This window comes from Pseudomonas sp. LB3P31 (genome assembly GCF_054897945.1).
Map to the genome: position 1 here is coordinate 4381896 of NZ_CM142710.1, position 15932 is coordinate 4397827.

A 15932-nucleotide genomic window follows, 5' to 3' on the forward strand; every position below is an offset into this window, starting at 1 on the left:
CGGTCTACCGACCTAGCGCGTCAAACCCATCCACTGCTCTGCATCGCCTTGTACACCGCGACCACCGCCAGGATGAAGAACGCTGACGCCGCCAGCCGACGAATCAGGGTCAATGGCAGTTTTTCCGCAGCAAAATTACCCGCCAACACCACCGGCACGTTGGCAATCAACATGCCCAGGGTGGTACCGATAACCACCAGCCACAATTCCGGATATTGCGCCGCGAGTATCACCGTGGCGATCTGGGTCTTGTCACCGATCTCCGCCAGGAAGAATGCAATCAACGTAGTCAGGAACGGCCCGAATTTTCGCGCGGTACTGGCTTCGTCGTCATCCATCTTGTCCGGCACCAGGGTCCACAGTGCAGTCGCGGCGAAGCTTGCGGCGAGGATCCAGTGCAGCATCGCATCGGAGAAGAAACTCCCGGCCCAGGCGCCTACAGCGCCGGCAGCCGCATGGTTGGCCAAAGTCGCGGCAACGATGCCGGCGATGATCGGCCAGGGCTTGCGGAAACGGGCAGCGAGAATCAGTGCGAGCAGTTGCGTCTTGTCGCCGATTTCGGCCAAGGCAACTACAGCGGTTGGAACGAGTAGAGAGTCCAGCATCAGGGATTTTCCTAAGGGGCGGGTCGACACGGCTATGACACGTACAGCCTTCCCGCCCCGGGTAAGGTGTTCGTGTCATAGGTCTTGTCAAACCCTGCGATCCGTCTGTTGCGGACGCTTGGGTCGCATACGCCATGGTCTGAGGACCAAGTATGTTGACGTATGCCGGACGAGCATGGCGCTCGTGGGAGACTACTCCCCTAGGACGGAGCGGATTCTGCCTAGGCAAATCCGATTGGGCAAGTGTCTTTTTTAAGAAAAGATTTCAGCCGCGCTTGGCGCGGTAGATCCTGAAGCCCTGACCTTCGGCCTTGATCGCACACACGCCAAGGTGCTCCTCGATCAACGGCTGGTACTTCAGGAAGCTGTTGGCGACCAGCCGCAGTTCCCCGCCGTTTTTCAGATGTTTGGCCGCTTTTCGCAGCAAGTTCTCGGTTGCGAAGTAATCAGTGTGCACGCCGACATGGAAGGGCGGATTGCTCAAAATCGCACTCAAACCCATCGGTGCAGCATCAATTCCGTCACCGGTAATCACCTCTGCTTCAAGGCCGTTGGCAGCGAGGGTCAAGCGACTGCTGGCGGCTGCAAAAGCATCCACGTCGAGTAAGGTCACCTGGTTGTGCGGATACCGGCGCTTGACCGCCGCTCCCAGGACGCCGGCACCGCAACCAAAGTCCAGCAGATGACCGCTGGGCAACTTGTCGAGGTGTTCGAGCAGCAGCGCGCTGCCGCGATCCAGGCGGCCGTGGCTGAAGACGCCGGGCAGACTGATTACGGTCAGCGGCCCTTCGGACAGGTCCAGCTCATAGGTCTGGGCCAGGCTTTCCAGGGATTTGGCGGCGGGAGCAGTGGCCACGGTCACCTGCCACAGCTGGCAATGACGTGCGCTGTCGAGCTTGCGTGGTTTGCCGAACGGACTGAGCTGCTTGGCCGCGCCTTCGATGCCGCTGCGCTTTTCACCGACCAGATACAGTTCGCGACCGGCCAGGCGCGAGGCCAGCGCGTTGAGGATGTAGTCGGTCAGGTCCTTGGACTTGGGCAGGAACACCACTGCTGCGTCGAACTCGCGCTCGGGCGCGTCTACGCCAAAGTGGCTGCGCTCGGCAAAGCGGGCGTCGAGCGCCGCTTGATCGCCCGCGTGCCAGCACCAGCCATGGGCATCGGGCAGACGGCCCAGCAGATCATCGGCGGGCAAGCCGGCGAGCAACACCGAGCCCTGGAATAACTCGGCCTGACGAAGCAGTACTTCACTGCGCGGATCCATAATCTGCTCCCTGAAAAAAAGTGTCGCAGTCTATCAACTGACGACCCGCTGCGCTTTACCGCTGAAGTATCCCTGCACATTTTCCGTCAATTGCCCGACGATCCGCTGGCGCGCCTCGCGACTGCCCCAGGCATTGTGCGGGGTGACGATCAGGCGAGGGATGTCGTGGGCCAGTAATGGGTTGCCTGCGGTCGGGGGTTCGACGCTCAGCACGTCGGTGGCTGCGCCGCCCAGATGGCCGTTGCGCAACGCGTCGGCCAGCGCCTGTTCGTCAATCAGGCCACCGCGCGCGGTGTTCACCACAAACGCGCCGGGCTTCAACGAGGCCAGTTCGCGGGCTCCAATGAAATGACGGGTATGTTCGTTCAGCGGGCAGTGAAGGGTCAGGGCGTCGATCTGCGGCAGCAGCTCGGCCAACGGCAGGCGATCCGGCCGGGCCGGGCGGCCTGGAATCTGCCCCGACAGCACGCGCATGCCAAACGCTTCAGCCAGGCGGGCCACCGCGCCACCCAGCTCGCCATGACCGAGCAAGCCGAGGGTCTTGCCTTCCAGTTCGACGATCGGATAGTCCAGCAGGCAGAACTGCTTCGCCTGCTGCCAGCGACCTTCACCCACTGCTTTCTGATAGTCGGCGAGGCGCGTCGCGAGGTTCAGCAATAACATGAGCGTGTGTTGCGCCACTGAAGGCGTGCCGTAACCCTGGCAGTTGCACACGGTGATTCCGTGGGCGCGGGCGGCGGCGAGATCGACGTTGTTGGTGCCGGTGGCGGCAATCAGGATCAGCTTCAGGTCAGGGCTCGCGGCGATCGCGGCGGCATCGATGAGGATTTTGTTGCTGATGGCGACGGTGGCGCCCTTGAGGCGTTCGATCACCTGGTCCGGCGTGGTCTGGGCGAACAGCTGTAAATCGCTGAAACAGTCGCGCAAAGGCTGCAGGTCGAGGTCGCCGAGGTCCAGGGAAGGGTGGTCGAGGAAAACCGCGCGGTGAGTGTTCGTCATCAACTGTACCTTTTGTGCATTGATCTGAAGGCGTAACCTGCCGAGCCTAACAGATGAAACAATCAGTTACTCATTGCGGGTCTGGCAGCCTTTAACAAGACTTCGCCAAGCCTGCCATTAAGGATTTTCGCATGTACTGGACAGAGTTCTTGACCGTTGCCGTCATCCACCTGCTGGCCGTGGCCAGCCCCGGACCGGACTTTGCGGTGGTGGTGCGCGAAAGCGTGACCCACGGTCGTCGGGCCGGCACCTGGACCGCGCTGGGCGTCGGCTCGGCAATATTTCTGCATGTGGGGTATTCGCTGCTGGGCATAGGTCTGATCGTGTCGCAGTCGATCGTGCTGTTTAACGCCTTGAAATGGGCTGCCGCCGCTTATCTGCTGTACATCGGCTTCAAGGCCCTGCGTGCACAGCCAGCCAAGCCTGTGACGGACGACCTGCACAAAGAAGCCGGTGAACGCAGCGCTCGCGGCGCCTTTACCTCGGGCTTCGTGACCAATGGCCTGAACCCGAAAGCCACGCTGTTTTTCCTGTCGCTGTTCACCGTGGTGATCAACCCGCACACGCCATTGTCGGTGCAGGCCGGCTACGGTATCTACCTGGCGGTGGCCACCGCGATGTGGTTCTGCCTGGTGGCGATGTTGTTCAGCCAGCAGCGCGTACGCGCCGGGTTTGCTCGCATGGGCCACTGGTTCGATCGGACCATGGGCGCGGTGCTGATTGCGATTGGGGTGAAGCTGGCGTTTACCGAAATGCATTGAGGTAACAAATGGCCGCGACGCCTGTTGTCGCGGCCATTGCGTCACCCGGGTTGATTCGCCTGGCGCTGGCGGACGTACTGCACAAACCCGTCCATGTCACTGCTGCACAGGATGCGCGACGCAGTCTTGACCTCTTCCATGGGCCAGTCCCACCAGGCGGACGCCAACAGTTCCTGGCGCACGTCTTCTTCGAAGCGCCAGCGAATGTGGCGGCTGGGGTTGCCGCCAACGATCGCATAGGGTTCGACATCGCGGGTTACCACGGCCCCGGCCGCGACTACCGCGCCGTGGCCGATGGTGACGCCGGACAGGATCATCACGTTGGCGCAGATCCAGCAATCGCTACCGATCACCACATCGCCCTTGGTCGGGCTGCAGCCGGGTATGTCCCTGGCCTCGTCGATCATCAAGGGGAACGGGTAGGTGCTGACCCAGTCGGTGCGATGCCCGCCGCCGAGCAGAATCTGCACGCCTTCGGCAATCGAAGTGTAGGAACCGACCTTGAGGATCGTATCGTCGCCGAACTCCATGACCTCGGGAATGCCATAGGTGCCCACGCCGATCTCATAACGCGGATAGCGCAGGCGGATTTTTTCCGGAGCCCTCTGCAGTTTCTCCAGGCGCTTGAGATGTTTGCGGACTTTGCGTTCTTTGAGTTTTTCGAGAAATTTCATGACGGAGCCTGGAAAAGCGGGAAGGGCGCGTTCAGCGATGCAGCATCAGGCGTTTCAAGCGGCGAAAGCTGGTTCGGTTCAAGTGACGCCAGGGGATGGAGCGCAACAGATTCCAGGCCTCTTTCTTGTCCTCGACTACCGCGTACTTGAGGGCCTTGTTCACCAGTTGAGTACGCGCGCTCTGGTATCCAGGATGACCCACGTACGGCGCGATGGCTTCAAGGTCGGCCTTTAACAACACCTTGTACTTCCTGGACAGGTTGTTGGCGTGACGGCGATAACGCGTCACGCACACCGGCAATTCATGCACCTCGTAACCCAGGCGGGCGATGCGCAGGGTCATCTGGAAATCCTGGACCCGCAGGTTCGGGGCGTAGAAGCCGGCGCTGCGCATGGCGCTCATGCGGTACAGCGCAACCGGGGCGCCGATCACCACGGCGCCGCTGAGAATCTGGTCGAAGTCGTAGGTGCGGATCTGGTCGCGCTGTTGCTGCTTGATGGTGTTGCCATCGCTGTCCATATAGATGATCAGCGCGCCCACACAGCCGACCTTCGGGTGCTGGTCCAGGTAATCGACCCTGACGCGGAGCGACTCCGGCAGCATGATGTCGTCCAGGTCAGGCGTCGAGACATAGTCGCCCTTGGCGTAACGCAAGCCGTGGTTGAGTGCCGCGCTTACACCTTGGTTCGGTTGGGTATAAAGCTGGAAATCATGGGTCTGCTGCAATTGCTTGAGCAGCGCGATGCTGTTGTCGCTGGAGCCATCGTCGACAATGATCACTTCAAAATTCGGGTAATCCTGGGCGAAGATGCTTTTGATCGCCTCTTCCAGGTATTTTTCCGCGTTGTAACAAGGCGCCACGATTGAGACCAGGGGCGCTTGTGTGCTGGCGCAATCCAGAGGGGCGGTCACTTCAGTGTTCATCGTTGTCATTGTGTCGGTAAAGATACATAGGCTCGCACGAAACCCGTGGTCGCATCCATTACAAGTTGACCTTCGCAGGCAATCACGTGCCCGCGACAGGTCTTAAATAGTGGCGCAAAGCTAGTATTTGACCCTTTGGTGAAATCATTCCTTTGGCTGATTTGGTGCCCGGGCCGGCGCATTAAAGTGCTGGTTTTCAGCCACGACCGTGCAGTCAGGAAAAGGGATTCTTATGTTGCAGACTCGCGTTATCCCCCCAGCCGAAGGCGCTTACCAATACCCGCTGCTGATAAAACGCCTGCTGATGTCGGGTGCCCGGTACGAGAAGACCCGCGAGATCGTCTACCGCGATCAGCTGCGCTACAGCTACCCGACCCTGATCGAGCGCGTGGCCCGGCTCGCCAACGTCCTGACTGCCGCCGGCGTCAAACCAGGCGATACCGTGGCGGTGATGGACTGGGACAGCCATCGCTACCTTGAATGCATGTTTGCCATTCCGATGATTGGCGCGGTGATTCACACCATCAACGTGCGCCTGTCTCCGGAACAGATCCTCTACACCATGAACCATGCCGAGGACCGCTTCGTGCTGGTCAACAGCGAGTTCGTGGGCCTCTACAACGCGATCGCCGGACACCTGACCACGGTCGAGAAAACCCTGCTGCTGACCGACCTGCCGGAAAAAACTGCTGACCTGCCGAACCTTGTGGGGGAATACGAGCAATTGCTGGCGGCGGCGAGCCCGCAGTACGATTTCCAGGACTTCGACGAAAACTCGGTCGCCACCACCTTCTATACCACCGGCACCACCGGCAATCCCAAGGGCGTGTACTTCACCCATCGGCAACTGGTGCTGCACACCATGGGCGTGTCGACCATCATGGGGGCCATCGACAGCGTGCGCCTGTTGGGCACCAACGACGTGTATATGCCCATCACCCCGATGTTCCACGTGCACGCCTGGGGCCTGCCCTATGTGGCGACCATGCTCGGGCTGAAGCAGGTTTACCCTGGGCGCTACGATCCGGAGTTCCTCGTGGAGTTGTGGCGCAAGGAGAAGGTCAGCTTTTCTCATTGCGTGCCGACCATCCTGCAGATGCTGCTCAACTCCAAGGCTGCGCAAAACACCGACTTCAATGGCTGGAAGATCGTCATCGGCGGCAGTGCGTTGAACCGGGCGCTGTATGAAGCCGCCAAGGCCAAGGGCATCCAGCTGACCGCGGCGTATGGCATGTCGGAAACCGGGCCGCTGGTGTCCTGCGCTCACCTCAACGATGAACTGATGGCCGGCAGTGAAGACGAACGCACCACCTACCGCATCAAGGCCGGTGTTCCCGGCCCGCTGGTGGAGGCGGCAATCGTCGATGCCGAAGGCAACTTCCTGCCGGCCGATGGCGAGACCCAGGGCGAACTGGTGCTGCGCGCGCCATGGCTCACCGAAGGCTACTTCAATGAGCCGCAGAAGGGCGCCGAGCTCTGGGCCGGCGGCTGGTTGCACACCGGTGACGTCGCGACCCTGGATACCATGGGGGTGATCGATATCCGCGACCGCATCAAGGATGTGATCAAGACCGGCGGCGAGTGGATTTCCTCCCTGGACCTCGAAGACCTGATCAGCCGCCACGTAGCGGTACGCGAAGTAGCAGTAGTGGGCATCGCCGACCCGCAGTGGGGCGAGCGCCCGTTTGCCTTGCTGGTGATCCGCGAAGGCCACGTTATCGGGGCCAAGGAACTCAAGGAACACCTCAAGCCGTTTGTGGAATTGGGGCACCTGAGCAAGTGGGCCATCCCGAGCCAGATTGCCCTTGTTACCGAAATTCCCAAGACCAGCGTCGGCAAACTCGACAAGAAGAAAATCCGCCTCGACATCACCGAATGGCAGGCCAACAACAGCACCTTCCTCTCGACGCTTTAAGCGTTTCTGGCGTGCCCGAAAAGGCACGCCAGCCCCACCAAGCAAGCGCTTGGCTTGTGAAATCTGAATTTTCAGCCATTCTTCCCGTGCCGACAGTTGTCGGACTGGCGAAAGGACTGTTCCAGAGTGGCTGGCAGCTGCAAATCACACTTTAGAGGGATCAAGCTCTACTACCTGCTGGCTATAGTCCGCTCAAGGATTTTTAAGAACGCGAGCAAACGCACAAACGGGGCGATGCACATTGGAATGAATTCGGAACGCCTTGGCTTCCGGTCATCCACAACGTTTTTAAAAGTACTCACTGCCATAACAATAATGCACATGGAGTAGCGTCGATGACATCAGTAAACCAGTTCTGGCGCCGGGCGAAGTTACCCCTGGCGGTCAGTCTTGCTTCTACGCTCGCCGGGCCCGCATTCGGCGTCAGTTTCAACGTTGGTGAAATCGAAGGTCAGTTCGACTCTTCTCTCTCCCTGGGCATGAGCGTCTCCACCCAGTCGCCGAACAAGAACCTGATCGGTGTCAACAACGGTGGCCACGGGCTGTCCCAGACCTCCGACGACGGTCACCTGAACTTCAAGAGCGGCCAGGCCTTCTCGAAGATCTTCAAGGGCATCCATGACCTTGAACTGAAATATGGCGATACCGGTGTGTTCGTGCGGGGCAAATACTGGTACGACTTCGCACTGCAAAACCAAGACCTCGAATTCAAGAACGTCAGCAACGACAACCGCAAGGAAGGCGCCAAGTCCTCCGGCGGCCAGATCCTCGACGCCTTCGTCTACCACAACTATTCCATCGCCGATCAGCCGGGCTCCGTGCGTCTGGGCAAGCAGGTCGTGAGCTGGGGCGAAAGTACGTTCATCGGCGGCGGCATCAACTCGATCAATCCGATCGACGTATCCGCATTCCGTCGTCCTGGTGCCGAGATCAAGGAAGGCCTGATCCCGGTCAACATGTTCTACGTCTCCCAGAGCCTCACCGAGAACCTTTCGGCTGAAGCGTTCTACCAGCTGGAATGGGACCAGACCGTCGTCGACAACTGCGGCACCTTCTTCTCCCAACCGGACATCGTGGCCGATGGCTGCGACAGCAACCTGCGCGTGCTGAACAAGCGCTCGACGATTCCGGCCGTTGCCCTGGGCCCGTTGGCCGGTGCTGGCGTAGACGTCAACGAGGAAGGTGTGCTGGTACGTCGCGGCCCCGATCGCGATGCGCGGGACAGCGGCCAGTGGGGCGCGTCCCTGAAGTACATGTTCGATCCGCTGGACACCGAATTCGGTGCCTACTTCATGAACTACCACAGCCGTGCGCCGATCTTCAGTGCCACGGGTGCGCCGCAGTCGGTGTACAACACCGCCGCCGGCCTGCCGGGTCCGTTCGCTGCACTGGCGCCATTGCTGGTGGCGGGCAACTCGCAGTACTTCATCGAATACCCGGAAGACATTCGTCTCTACGGCCTGAGCTTCTCCACCACCCTGCCTACCGGTACGGCGTGGAGCGGTGAGATCAGCTACCGTCCGAACGCACCGGTACAGCTCAACTCCACCGACATCCTGTTCGCTGGTGTGCGACCACTGGGCGGTGCCCTGGGCAACGCTTCGCTGCTGACTGGCGTTCCTGGCCAGGACCTGCACGGTTATCGCCGCAAGGAAGTGACTCAGTTCCAGACCACCCTGACGCACTTCTTCGATCAAGTCATGGGCGCCAGCCGTCTGACCCTGGTCGGTGAAGTGGGCGTGACCCACGTTGGCGGCCTGGAAAGCTCTTCCGATGTGCGCTACGGCCGCGATCCGGTCTACGGTCCAGGTGAACTGCCACCGACTGGCCCAGCCGGTACCGACACCTGCGCCAACATTCTCAACGCCAGCACCATCAACGGTGCCGGTGCTGGTTCGCCGCAGAACAACCGCAGCCGCAATTGCACTAACGAAGGCTTCACCACGGCAACCTCGTGGGGCTACCGCGGTCGTGCGATCTGGGAATACAACGACGTGTTCGCCGGGGTCAACCTCAAGCCAAACGTGGCCTGGTCCCATGACGTCAGTGGTTACTCGCCAGGTCCTGGCGGCAACTTCGAGGAAGGTCGCAAAGCGGTCAGCCTGGGTGTCGATGCCGAGTACCAGAACACCTACACCGCGAGCCTGGCCTACACCAACTTCTTCGACGGCAAGTACACCACTGTGGACGACCGCGACTTTGTTGCGCTCAGCGTCGGCGTGAACTTCTAAGCACAGTATTTTCAGGACGAACACACATATGAAAATAACAAAGAGTCTGTTCCAAGCCGGTGTTCTGGGACTTTCGCTGCTGGCGACCAGCGTGATGGCGGCTGTTCCTGCTGCCGAAGCGGACAAACTGGGCAAGAGCCTGACGCCGATGGGCGCCGAAATGGCGGGCAATGCCGACGGGTCGATCCCGGCCTGGAAACCCCTGGCAAAAAATGCCGGCACCGTTGACAGCAAGGGCTTCCTATCGGACCCGTATGCCGGTGAAAAACCGCTGTTCACCATCACCGCGCAGAACGTCGACCAATACAAAGCGAAACTTGCCCCGGGCCAGTACGCGATGTTCAAGCGTTATCCGGAAACCTTCAAGATGCCGGTCTACCCGTCTCATCGCGGTGCCACCGTGCCGGATGAGGTGTTCGCCTCGATCAAGAAGAACGCCGTCAACACCAAACTGGTGTCCGGCGGTAACGGCCTGGAAAACTTCGAGACTGCCGTCCCGTTCCCGATCCCGAAAACCGGCGTCGAAGTCATCTGGAACCACATCACCCGTTATCGCGGTGGCAGCGTGACTCGTCTGGTAACCCAGGCCACGCCGCAACCTAACGGCTCTTATAGCCTGGTGTACTTCCAGGACCAGTTCGTGTTCCGCGACAAAATGAAGGACTACGATCCGGCGAACCCGGGCAACATCCTGTTCTACTTCAAGCAGAAAGTGACCGCGCCGGCGCGTCTTGCCGGTGGTGTGCTGCTGGTCCATGAAACCCTCGACCAAGTCAAGGAGCCGCGTTCGGCGTGGGTCTACAACGCCGGTCAGCGTCGTGTGCGTCGCGCCCCGCAAGTGTCCTATGACGGGCCGGGTACCGCTGCCGATGGCCTGCGTACCTCCGACAACCTCGACATGTACAACGGCGCGCCAGATCGCTACGACTGGAAACTCGAAGGCAAGAAAGAGATGTACATCGCATCCGACAGCTACAAGCTCGACGATCCGAAACTCAAGTATGCCGACATCATCAAGGCCGGCCACATCAACCAGGACCTCGCTCGCTACGAGCTGCGCCGGGTCTGGCACGTGGTTGCAACCCTGAAGGAAGGTCAGCGCCATATCTATGCCAAACGTGACTTCTACATTGATGAAGACACCTGGCAGGCTGCGGTGATCGACCACTACGACGGTCGTAATCAACTGTGGCGCGTTGCGGAAGCCCACGCCGAGAACTACTACGACAAGCAAGTGCCGTGGTACGCCCTGGAAACCCTGTATGACCTGCAATCGGGTCGCTACCTGGCGCTGGGCATGAAGAACGAAGAGAAGTCGGCCTATGACTTTGGCTTCACGGCTACCACCAGCGACTTCACCCCGGCTGCATTGCGTCAGGAAGGTGTTCGCTAAGCTGCGCTAAAAGAGGCCGCACCCTCTGAAAAACGCCCCGACTGGTTCGGGGCGTTTTTTTTGCGGACCTTTCGCTACCCCCGCTTTTTCCCTGTAGGAGCGCATGCATTTCCCTTGGTTTGATGGCCTTTTTGTAGCCATTTGTAGCAACAACCTTCATTACCTGTTCGTTTACCGCTAGTCTGCGGACATCTGCAACGCCGCCACCCGCATTCAAACAAGAGCCGGCCATGACTGATCTGTCCCCTATCCCGGGCCCTGCAAGCGTTGCCGTCGCGGCATTGGACGGACGTTTTTTCCGTCCACCGCTGCCCGACGGCCATGTGCTGCGGCCGCGACTGTGCGAGCGCCTGAGTGCAGGTCTCGATGGCAGGCTGTTGCTGGTCAGCGCCCCGGCGGGGTTTGGCAAGAGTTCGCTGGCGGTGGAGTTCTGCCAGGGGCTGCCGGCGCACTGGCAAAGCTTGTGGCTGGGACTGAGCCCGCGGGACAGCGACCCGGGACGGTTTCTGGAACGCTTGCTCGAAGGCCTGCAAGACTATTATCCGAAACTCGGCAGCCAGTCCCTGGGGTTGCTGAAAATGCGCCAGCGCCACCAGCCGTTTGCCTTTGAAGAGTGGCTCGACGGCCTGCTCGATGAGTTGGCGGTGCACCTGCTGCCGACGGCTCCACTATTGCTGGTGCTCGATGACTACCATCTGGCCCAGGGCCCGGTGCTCGATCGCTGCCTGCAGTTTTTTCTCAATCATTTGCCCGACGGCCTGCTGGTGATGGTCACCAGTCGCCAGCGTCCGGACTGGCATCTGGCGCGCCTGCGCCTGTCACGGCAATTGCTCGAACTGCATGAGCAGGACCTGCGCCTGACCCACGATGAAGCCCTGACCCTGCTCGATCGCCACAGCACCTCCCTGCGCGGCGAAGCCCTGGAAAATCTGATCGAGCGCAGTGAAGGCTGGGTGGCCGGCCTGCGGTTCTGGTTGCTGGCCGCCTCCGAAGCGGGCAGTACCGGCGCGTTACCCCAGTCCCTGCACGGCGGGGAAGGACTGATCCGCGATTACTTGCTCGAAGAAGTCATCGATTGCCTGCCCGCCGAGGTGCAGGCATTCCTCTACGACACAGCCCCCCAGGAGCGTTTTTGCAGCGAGCTGTGCGACGCCGTGCGCGAGGCACATGACAGCGCCGAGATCCTGCGATTCCTGCTCGCGCATCAGGTGTTCCTGGTGCCACTGGACGAGCAGGGCCACTGGTACCGTTATCACCACCTGTTTTCCGATCTGCTGCGCACCCGGCCTCCCGCCCAGGCCATCGTCCCGGCCGCCAGCCTGCACCTGCGGGCATGCCGCTGGTTCAACGCCCAGGGCTTGCTCGATGAGGCGGTGGAACAGGCGTTACGCGCCGGCCACCTGGATGTTGCGGCGAACCTGGTCCAGAACCTGTCTGAAGAACAGCTGCTGGCCGAGCAGAACGTCGGCATGCTGCTGCGCTGGAAAATGGACTTGCCCGACAGCCTGCTGATCAGCACGCCACGCTTGATCGTGCTGTACAGCTGGGCATTGGGACTGGCTTGTCAGCTGGACGCTGCCGAGGAACTGGCCAGCCATTTGAGCCGCTTCCTGCCGGCGCCCTCGGCGACCGCGCAAAAATCCATGCTTGCGCAATGGCTGGCCCTGAGCGGGATCATCGCCCGCGGGCGCGGCCACCGCGAATTGACCCTGCTCTATTGCACCGAAGCCCTGGAGAGCCTGCCGTCAAAACGTTATGGCCAGCGGCTGATGTGCCTGTCGACCTTGTCCAATCTGGCCATTGCAGACGGTGACCTGTGGCGCGCCCGCGGCTTGAACCGCGATTCACTGGAACTCGCGCAACGGGTCGGCAATCCGTTGTTCGAGGCGCTGGCGCATTACGACCGTGCCCGCGTACTGCAGGCGCGCGGGGAAATCCTGCGGGCGCTGGAAGAAGTTCGACAGGGCCTGCAGCGCCTGCAGGGCCTCTCGCCGCAACGACTCTACGCAGTCCGCGCGCGCCTGACGTTGTACGAAGGATTTCTGTTGGCCATGCGCCTGCAACCGCAGGCGGCGCGCTTGCGTCTGCTGGCCGGGCTGAGTGAGGCCCGGGCCTGTCGCGATATCAGCGTATTGATCGGCCATTGCGTGATCGCCCGGCTCGAAGGCAACAGCGGCGAATTCGCCAAAGCCTTCGCCGAACTTGCCGAAGCCGAGCGCCTGATGCATATCTGGGACGTGCCACCGATCTACTACCTGGCGATGATCACCCTGGTTAAATGCGAACTTTGGCTGGCCCAGGGCCGCACCGACCTGGCCGAAGCCTGGCTGGCGCGCCTGAGCCAGACCTACAACGGCGAGCACCCCGCCGCGCCGCCGGAATTCCATCCGCAACTGCCGCCGCACATCGAACTGCAGCAGGCTTTGCTGGAAGTCATCCAGGGCCAGCCGATGCGGGCAGAGGGGCGTCTGAACGCGCTGCTGGAAAACGGCCAGCAAACCGGCCGCCAGTTGCTCAGCGTGATGGCGCTGAACCAGAAGATCGAACTACTCCTGGCAACTCATCGCGAGCCCGAAGCCCGCCAAGCTTTCACCCAGGCCCTGGATGCGGCCAGCGGCGGGGTTCTGCAACCGTTCGATGGCTTGCTGAGCAAATACCCGGACTGGGTGCGCGAGCAACTTCAGCACAATGCCAAGACTGCTGTTTCGTATAGCCTGGCCGAGCATTTGCCCGCTGCTGCACCGCGGGTTGCGCTGGAGCCCTCCCGCGCCTGTGAGCAACTGAGTTCCCGGGAGCTGGCGGTTTTGAAACTGATTGCCCAAGGGTGCTCGAATCAGGAGATCAGCGATCAGCTGTTTATTTCTCTGCATACGGTTAAAACTCATGCCAGCCATATCAACAGCAAACTTGGGGTAGAGAGAAGGACCCAGGCGGTGGCGCGGGCGAAGGAGTTGGGGGTGTTGGGGTAAGTGTTTTGGCAACACCTGGGTTTTGCCTGCTCAAATGACAGGCGCGACCGGAGGGATATTCAGGTGCGGCTCAGCTTTCGGTTCATTGCACACCCCGTGACTTGGCTACTTCAAGTGTCACGAGATATCGCTCCTCGGTGGGTCGCTTCTTATCCCTGAATCGACTGACCACTAACATAATTTGGTACTTGTCACCCGCTCGCCAGTAAGCTTTACCCCCTCTATTCACGTCGCGCAATCTATCGCGCCATTGCGGCGTATCGGCGAATGATGGAAAGCTGTCGAGACGATTGGGAACCCAACCGCCCTGTCGCCACTGGTCCTGCAGATCGAGGACAATCTTGAGTGTATCGTCTAGCAGTAAAGGCTCGATTTGCGGGGACATGCGGATACTTCTGACTAATTCATCAGTAAAACTTACCGTGAAAAAGCGAGCCAGTGGTGTTATGAATCCGTATTGAGAATCTATAAATCGAAGGCGGGCGTCTGTTTTTGGAACGTTGAACCAGGAGCGTCCAGGAATTGCGGGGTCGATGGTTGCGCTAGATCGCATGCGCATGTCCTCATAGGGTTCGCCAATGACTACAGCAATTTCTGGGTCGTCCGATAGCGTCTGATTGCCTGTTACCAAAATAAGGGCTACGACGGTGAGCGCAAACAGCCACCTACTCCAACCCATCCGTCGCAGCAGATTCATCTCACGCCACGACCGGCAGCAATGTCCTGAATCGCCTGCATTATCAAATGGCGATTTCCATCGCGCAGAAGTGAGTCAAATTGTTCTGCAGCCCGCAATACGAACGGCATGCGTTGATTAACTTTGGACAAGTTAGCGAAAAGGTCGTCGCTAAAGCGGACAGTTCGGCTGAAGTCTATACGCTCGCACTGACTGGCAAGAGTTAACTCGATTGCCTGTGTAGTTCCAGACAAAAAGCCTGTGACATAGACAAAATGGTTACTGCGTAGGGACCAGTTCATTTGCCAATTGTCATACATCGCGGGTTGCAAGATATTGACTTGCTCATGCTCTGCGAGAATCGCAACACTATCAGCAATGTTGCCTTCTTCGATGGCTTCGAATGCCTGCAGGATTTGATCGTAATCAGTACCGAATTTCAGTATGTCTTGCGTTATCGGCCACAGTGTTGGGTGTTGGGCGTGGCCATATAGGTTTTCGCGAGAAGGTAGACAATTTTTGAGCGCAGCTAATCCGCGCTCTTTGTAAAATGCATGCAGTGGGTAGACGTCCAGAAACAACGTGGTATTGCCCAGTGCCAGCATGTCATGCACGAACAGGACCGCTCTTTGTACGATCGACAATGATTCATCCCCAATCCTTGCCTTGCTGCCCGGTATGGGGCTGTCGCGCAGGGCTTGATCATAGTCGCGCTGTCTTTGTTCATACTCCTGTAATTTCGCCTGCTTCTCGCGTTCACTTGGGCTGCCAACCAAGCCGAAAAAGGCGCGCTTGGCACTTTCATCGCGCCGCTGCTCCGATTCATATTCGGTCTGAATGTTCTCGATCGAATCAGCGGCATGCAATAACCCGCAACCGACCTGCTTGGAAGCAAACGCTGCCAGTCCAGCCCACTGAAAACGATTGTCGTCCAGCCATAGCCGGGCATATGCCGCGTTGATCGCACGGTTACGTGCCATGGGGTCTGCAATGAGCACGCCGCCTGGCGCGACGATGGCTTCGGCTTGTTGCTGATAAGTGCGCCACAGGTTTTCGCAGGACAGCGCTGATACGTCACCCCAAGTAGGTGAAGGGCGAGGAGCAAAACCGGAGGCGGGCGATGCGGCCGGTGTAGGGGCAGTGGGTTGTGCTGGGGCAGGTTGCGCAGCTGTTCTGGCCTGCGGGGCTGCAGCAACTTCGATCCACTGAGAACGGATGGTCTGGTTGGCAATCAGTTTGGGCGGCGGGTCACACTTGCAGCTGCAAAGGTCGCCTTCGAGAGCGGCTTGCCGTCCTTCCATCCTGTCATTCAGACGAGGACCATCCAGAAAGATCTTGCCAATGCTGTCGCACTCCGGGCAGTAAACCTCATCGCCTTCGCGGGCCATGAATTGGCCATTGATTGAACTGCATTCCCAGCCTGTACGCACTGTGCCGTCGACGGTGGTCTTGGCTCCAACGGTAATGTGATAGCGCCTCATGCTTGGTCAGTCCTTGCTTTAGTTCAGGGACAGAAAAAC

General features: G+C 59.8%; 12 protein-coding genes and 1 riboswitch. Of the genes, 5 read left to right on the plus strand and 7 right to left on the minus strand.

The window, feature by feature from the left end; all coding sequences use genetic code 11:
- Positions 1-20: 20 nt before the first annotated feature.
- From ACYZTK_RS19995 to ACYZTK_RS20005, 3 genes are all read right to left on the minus strand, one after another.
- Positions 21-605, minus strand: a complete 585-nt coding sequence (locus tag ACYZTK_RS19995; RefSeq protein ID WP_462011412.1) for a TMEM165/GDT1 family protein — start codon at positions 603-605, stop codon at positions 21-23.
- A gap of 89 nt (positions 606-694) precedes the next feature.
- Positions 695-819, minus strand: a riboswitch (yybP-ykoY riboswitch).
- A gap of 51 nt (positions 820-870) precedes the next feature.
- Positions 871-1869 (minus strand): methyltransferase, encoded by a 999-nt coding sequence (locus ACYZTK_RS20000; RefSeq protein ID WP_462011413.1) that lies wholly within the window; start codon positions 1867-1869, stop codon positions 871-873.
- Positions 1870-1902: 33 nt separating this feature from the next.
- Positions 1903-2868, minus strand: coding sequence for a 2-hydroxyacid dehydrogenase (locus ACYZTK_RS20005; RefSeq protein ID WP_462011414.1), 966 nt, complete (start codon positions 2866-2868; stop codon positions 1903-1905).
- 131 nt (positions 2869-2999) lie between these two features.
- Between ACYZTK_RS20005 and ACYZTK_RS20010 the strand changes: the two genes are divergently transcribed.
- A complete protein-coding gene (locus tag ACYZTK_RS20010; RefSeq protein WP_462011415.1) occupies positions 3000-3629 on the plus strand; it encodes a LysE family translocator in 630 nt (209 codons plus the stop codon).
- 41 nt (positions 3630-3670) lie between these two features.
- Here ACYZTK_RS20010 and ACYZTK_RS20015 read toward each other — a convergent pair whose 3' ends face one another.
- Both ACYZTK_RS20015 and ACYZTK_RS20020 read right to left on the minus strand, forming a co-directional pair.
- Positions 3671-4303, minus strand: a complete 633-nt coding sequence (locus ACYZTK_RS20015; RefSeq protein ID WP_462011416.1) for a CatB-related O-acetyltransferase — start codon at positions 4301-4303, stop codon at positions 3671-3673.
- 31 nt (positions 4304-4334) lie between these two features.
- Positions 4335-5228 carry a glycosyltransferase family 2 protein gene (locus ACYZTK_RS20020; RefSeq protein WP_462011417.1) on the minus strand — a complete coding sequence of 298 codons (894 nt, stop codon included), beginning with the start codon at positions 5226-5228 and terminating at the stop codon, positions 4335-4337.
- Positions 5229-5460: 232 nt separating this feature from the next.
- Here ACYZTK_RS20020 and ACYZTK_RS20025 point away from each other — a divergent pair, with 232 nt between their 5' ends.
- The 4 genes from ACYZTK_RS20025 to ACYZTK_RS20040 all read left to right on the plus strand — a co-directional run bounded on the left by ACYZTK_RS20025 (position 5461) and on the right by ACYZTK_RS20040 (position 13736).
- A complete protein-coding gene (locus ACYZTK_RS20025) occupies positions 5461-7143 on the plus strand; it encodes a fatty acid--CoA ligase (protein ID WP_462011418.1) in 1683 nt (560 codons plus the stop codon).
- Positions 7144-7478: 335 nt separating this feature from the next.
- A complete protein-coding gene (locus tag ACYZTK_RS20030; protein ID WP_462011419.1) occupies positions 7479-9374 on the plus strand; it encodes a DUF1302 domain-containing protein in 1896 nt (631 codons plus the stop codon).
- A gap of 28 nt (positions 9375-9402) precedes the next feature.
- Positions 9403-10767, plus strand: coding sequence for a DUF1329 domain-containing protein (locus ACYZTK_RS20035; RefSeq protein WP_462011420.1), 1365 nt, complete (start codon positions 9403-9405; stop codon positions 10765-10767).
- 230 nt (positions 10768-10997) lie between these two features.
- Positions 10998-13736 carry a LuxR C-terminal-related transcriptional regulator gene (locus ACYZTK_RS20040; protein ID WP_462011421.1) on the plus strand — a complete coding sequence of 913 codons (2739 nt, stop codon included), beginning with the start codon at positions 10998-11000 and terminating at the stop codon, positions 13734-13736.
- 82 nt (positions 13737-13818) lie between these two features.
- Here ACYZTK_RS20040 and ACYZTK_RS20045 read toward each other — a convergent pair whose 3' ends face one another.
- Together ACYZTK_RS20045 and ACYZTK_RS20050 are read right to left on the minus strand one after the other, a co-directional pair.
- A complete protein-coding gene (locus ACYZTK_RS20045; protein ID WP_462011422.1) occupies positions 13819-14433 on the minus strand; it encodes a hypothetical protein in 615 nt (204 codons plus the stop codon).
- Complete coding sequence (locus ACYZTK_RS20050; RefSeq protein ID WP_462011423.1) at positions 14430-15893, minus strand: PAAR domain-containing protein; 1464 nt, start codon at positions 15891-15893, stop codon at positions 14430-14432. The genes ACYZTK_RS20045 and ACYZTK_RS20050 overlap by 4 nt, the downstream gene beginning before the upstream one ends.
- Positions 15894-15932 lie beyond the last annotated feature (39 nt).

What these genes read in the sequence shown, in the direction of transcription:
- ACYZTK_RS19995 (WP_462011412.1), bottom strand. Translation starts at nt 605, where the DNA reads ATGCTGGACTCTCTACTCGTTCCAACCGCTGTAGTTGCCTTGGCCGAA.
- ACYZTK_RS20000 (WP_462011413.1), bottom strand. Translation starts at nt 1,869, where the DNA reads ATGGATCCGCGCAGTGAAGTACTGCTTCGTCAGGCCGAGTTATTCCAG.
- ACYZTK_RS20005 (WP_462011414.1), bottom strand. Translation starts at nt 2,868, where the DNA reads ATGACGAACACTCACCGCGCGGTTTTCCTCGACCACCCTTCCCTGGAC.
- ACYZTK_RS20010 (WP_462011415.1), top strand. Translation starts at nt 3,000, where the DNA reads ATGTACTGGACAGAGTTCTTGACCGTTGCCGTCATCCACCTGCTGGCC.
- ACYZTK_RS20015 (WP_462011416.1), bottom strand. Translation starts at nt 4,303, where the DNA reads ATGAAATTTCTCGAAAAACTCAAAGAACGCAAAGTCCGCAAACATCTC.
- ACYZTK_RS20020 (WP_462011417.1), bottom strand. Translation starts at nt 5,228, where the DNA reads ATGAACACTGAAGTGACCGCCCCTCTGGATTGCGCCAGCACACAAGCG.
- ACYZTK_RS20025 (WP_462011418.1), top strand. Translation starts at nt 5,461, where the DNA reads ATGTTGCAGACTCGCGTTATCCCCCCAGCCGAAGGCGCTTACCAATAC.
- ACYZTK_RS20030 (WP_462011419.1), top strand. Translation starts at nt 7,479, where the DNA reads ATGACATCAGTAAACCAGTTCTGGCGCCGGGCGAAGTTACCCCTGGCG.
- ACYZTK_RS20035 (WP_462011420.1), top strand. Translation starts at nt 9,403, where the DNA reads ATGAAAATAACAAAGAGTCTGTTCCAAGCCGGTGTTCTGGGACTTTCG.
- ACYZTK_RS20040 (WP_462011421.1), top strand. Translation starts at nt 10,998, where the DNA reads ATGACTGATCTGTCCCCTATCCCGGGCCCTGCAAGCGTTGCCGTCGCG.
- ACYZTK_RS20045 (WP_462011422.1), bottom strand. Translation starts at nt 14,433, where the DNA reads ATGAATCTGCTGCGACGGATGGGTTGGAGTAGGTGGCTGTTTGCGCTC.
- ACYZTK_RS20050 (WP_462011423.1), bottom strand. Translation starts at nt 15,893, where the DNA reads ATGAGGCGCTATCACATTACCGTTGGAGCCAAGACCACCGTCGACGGC.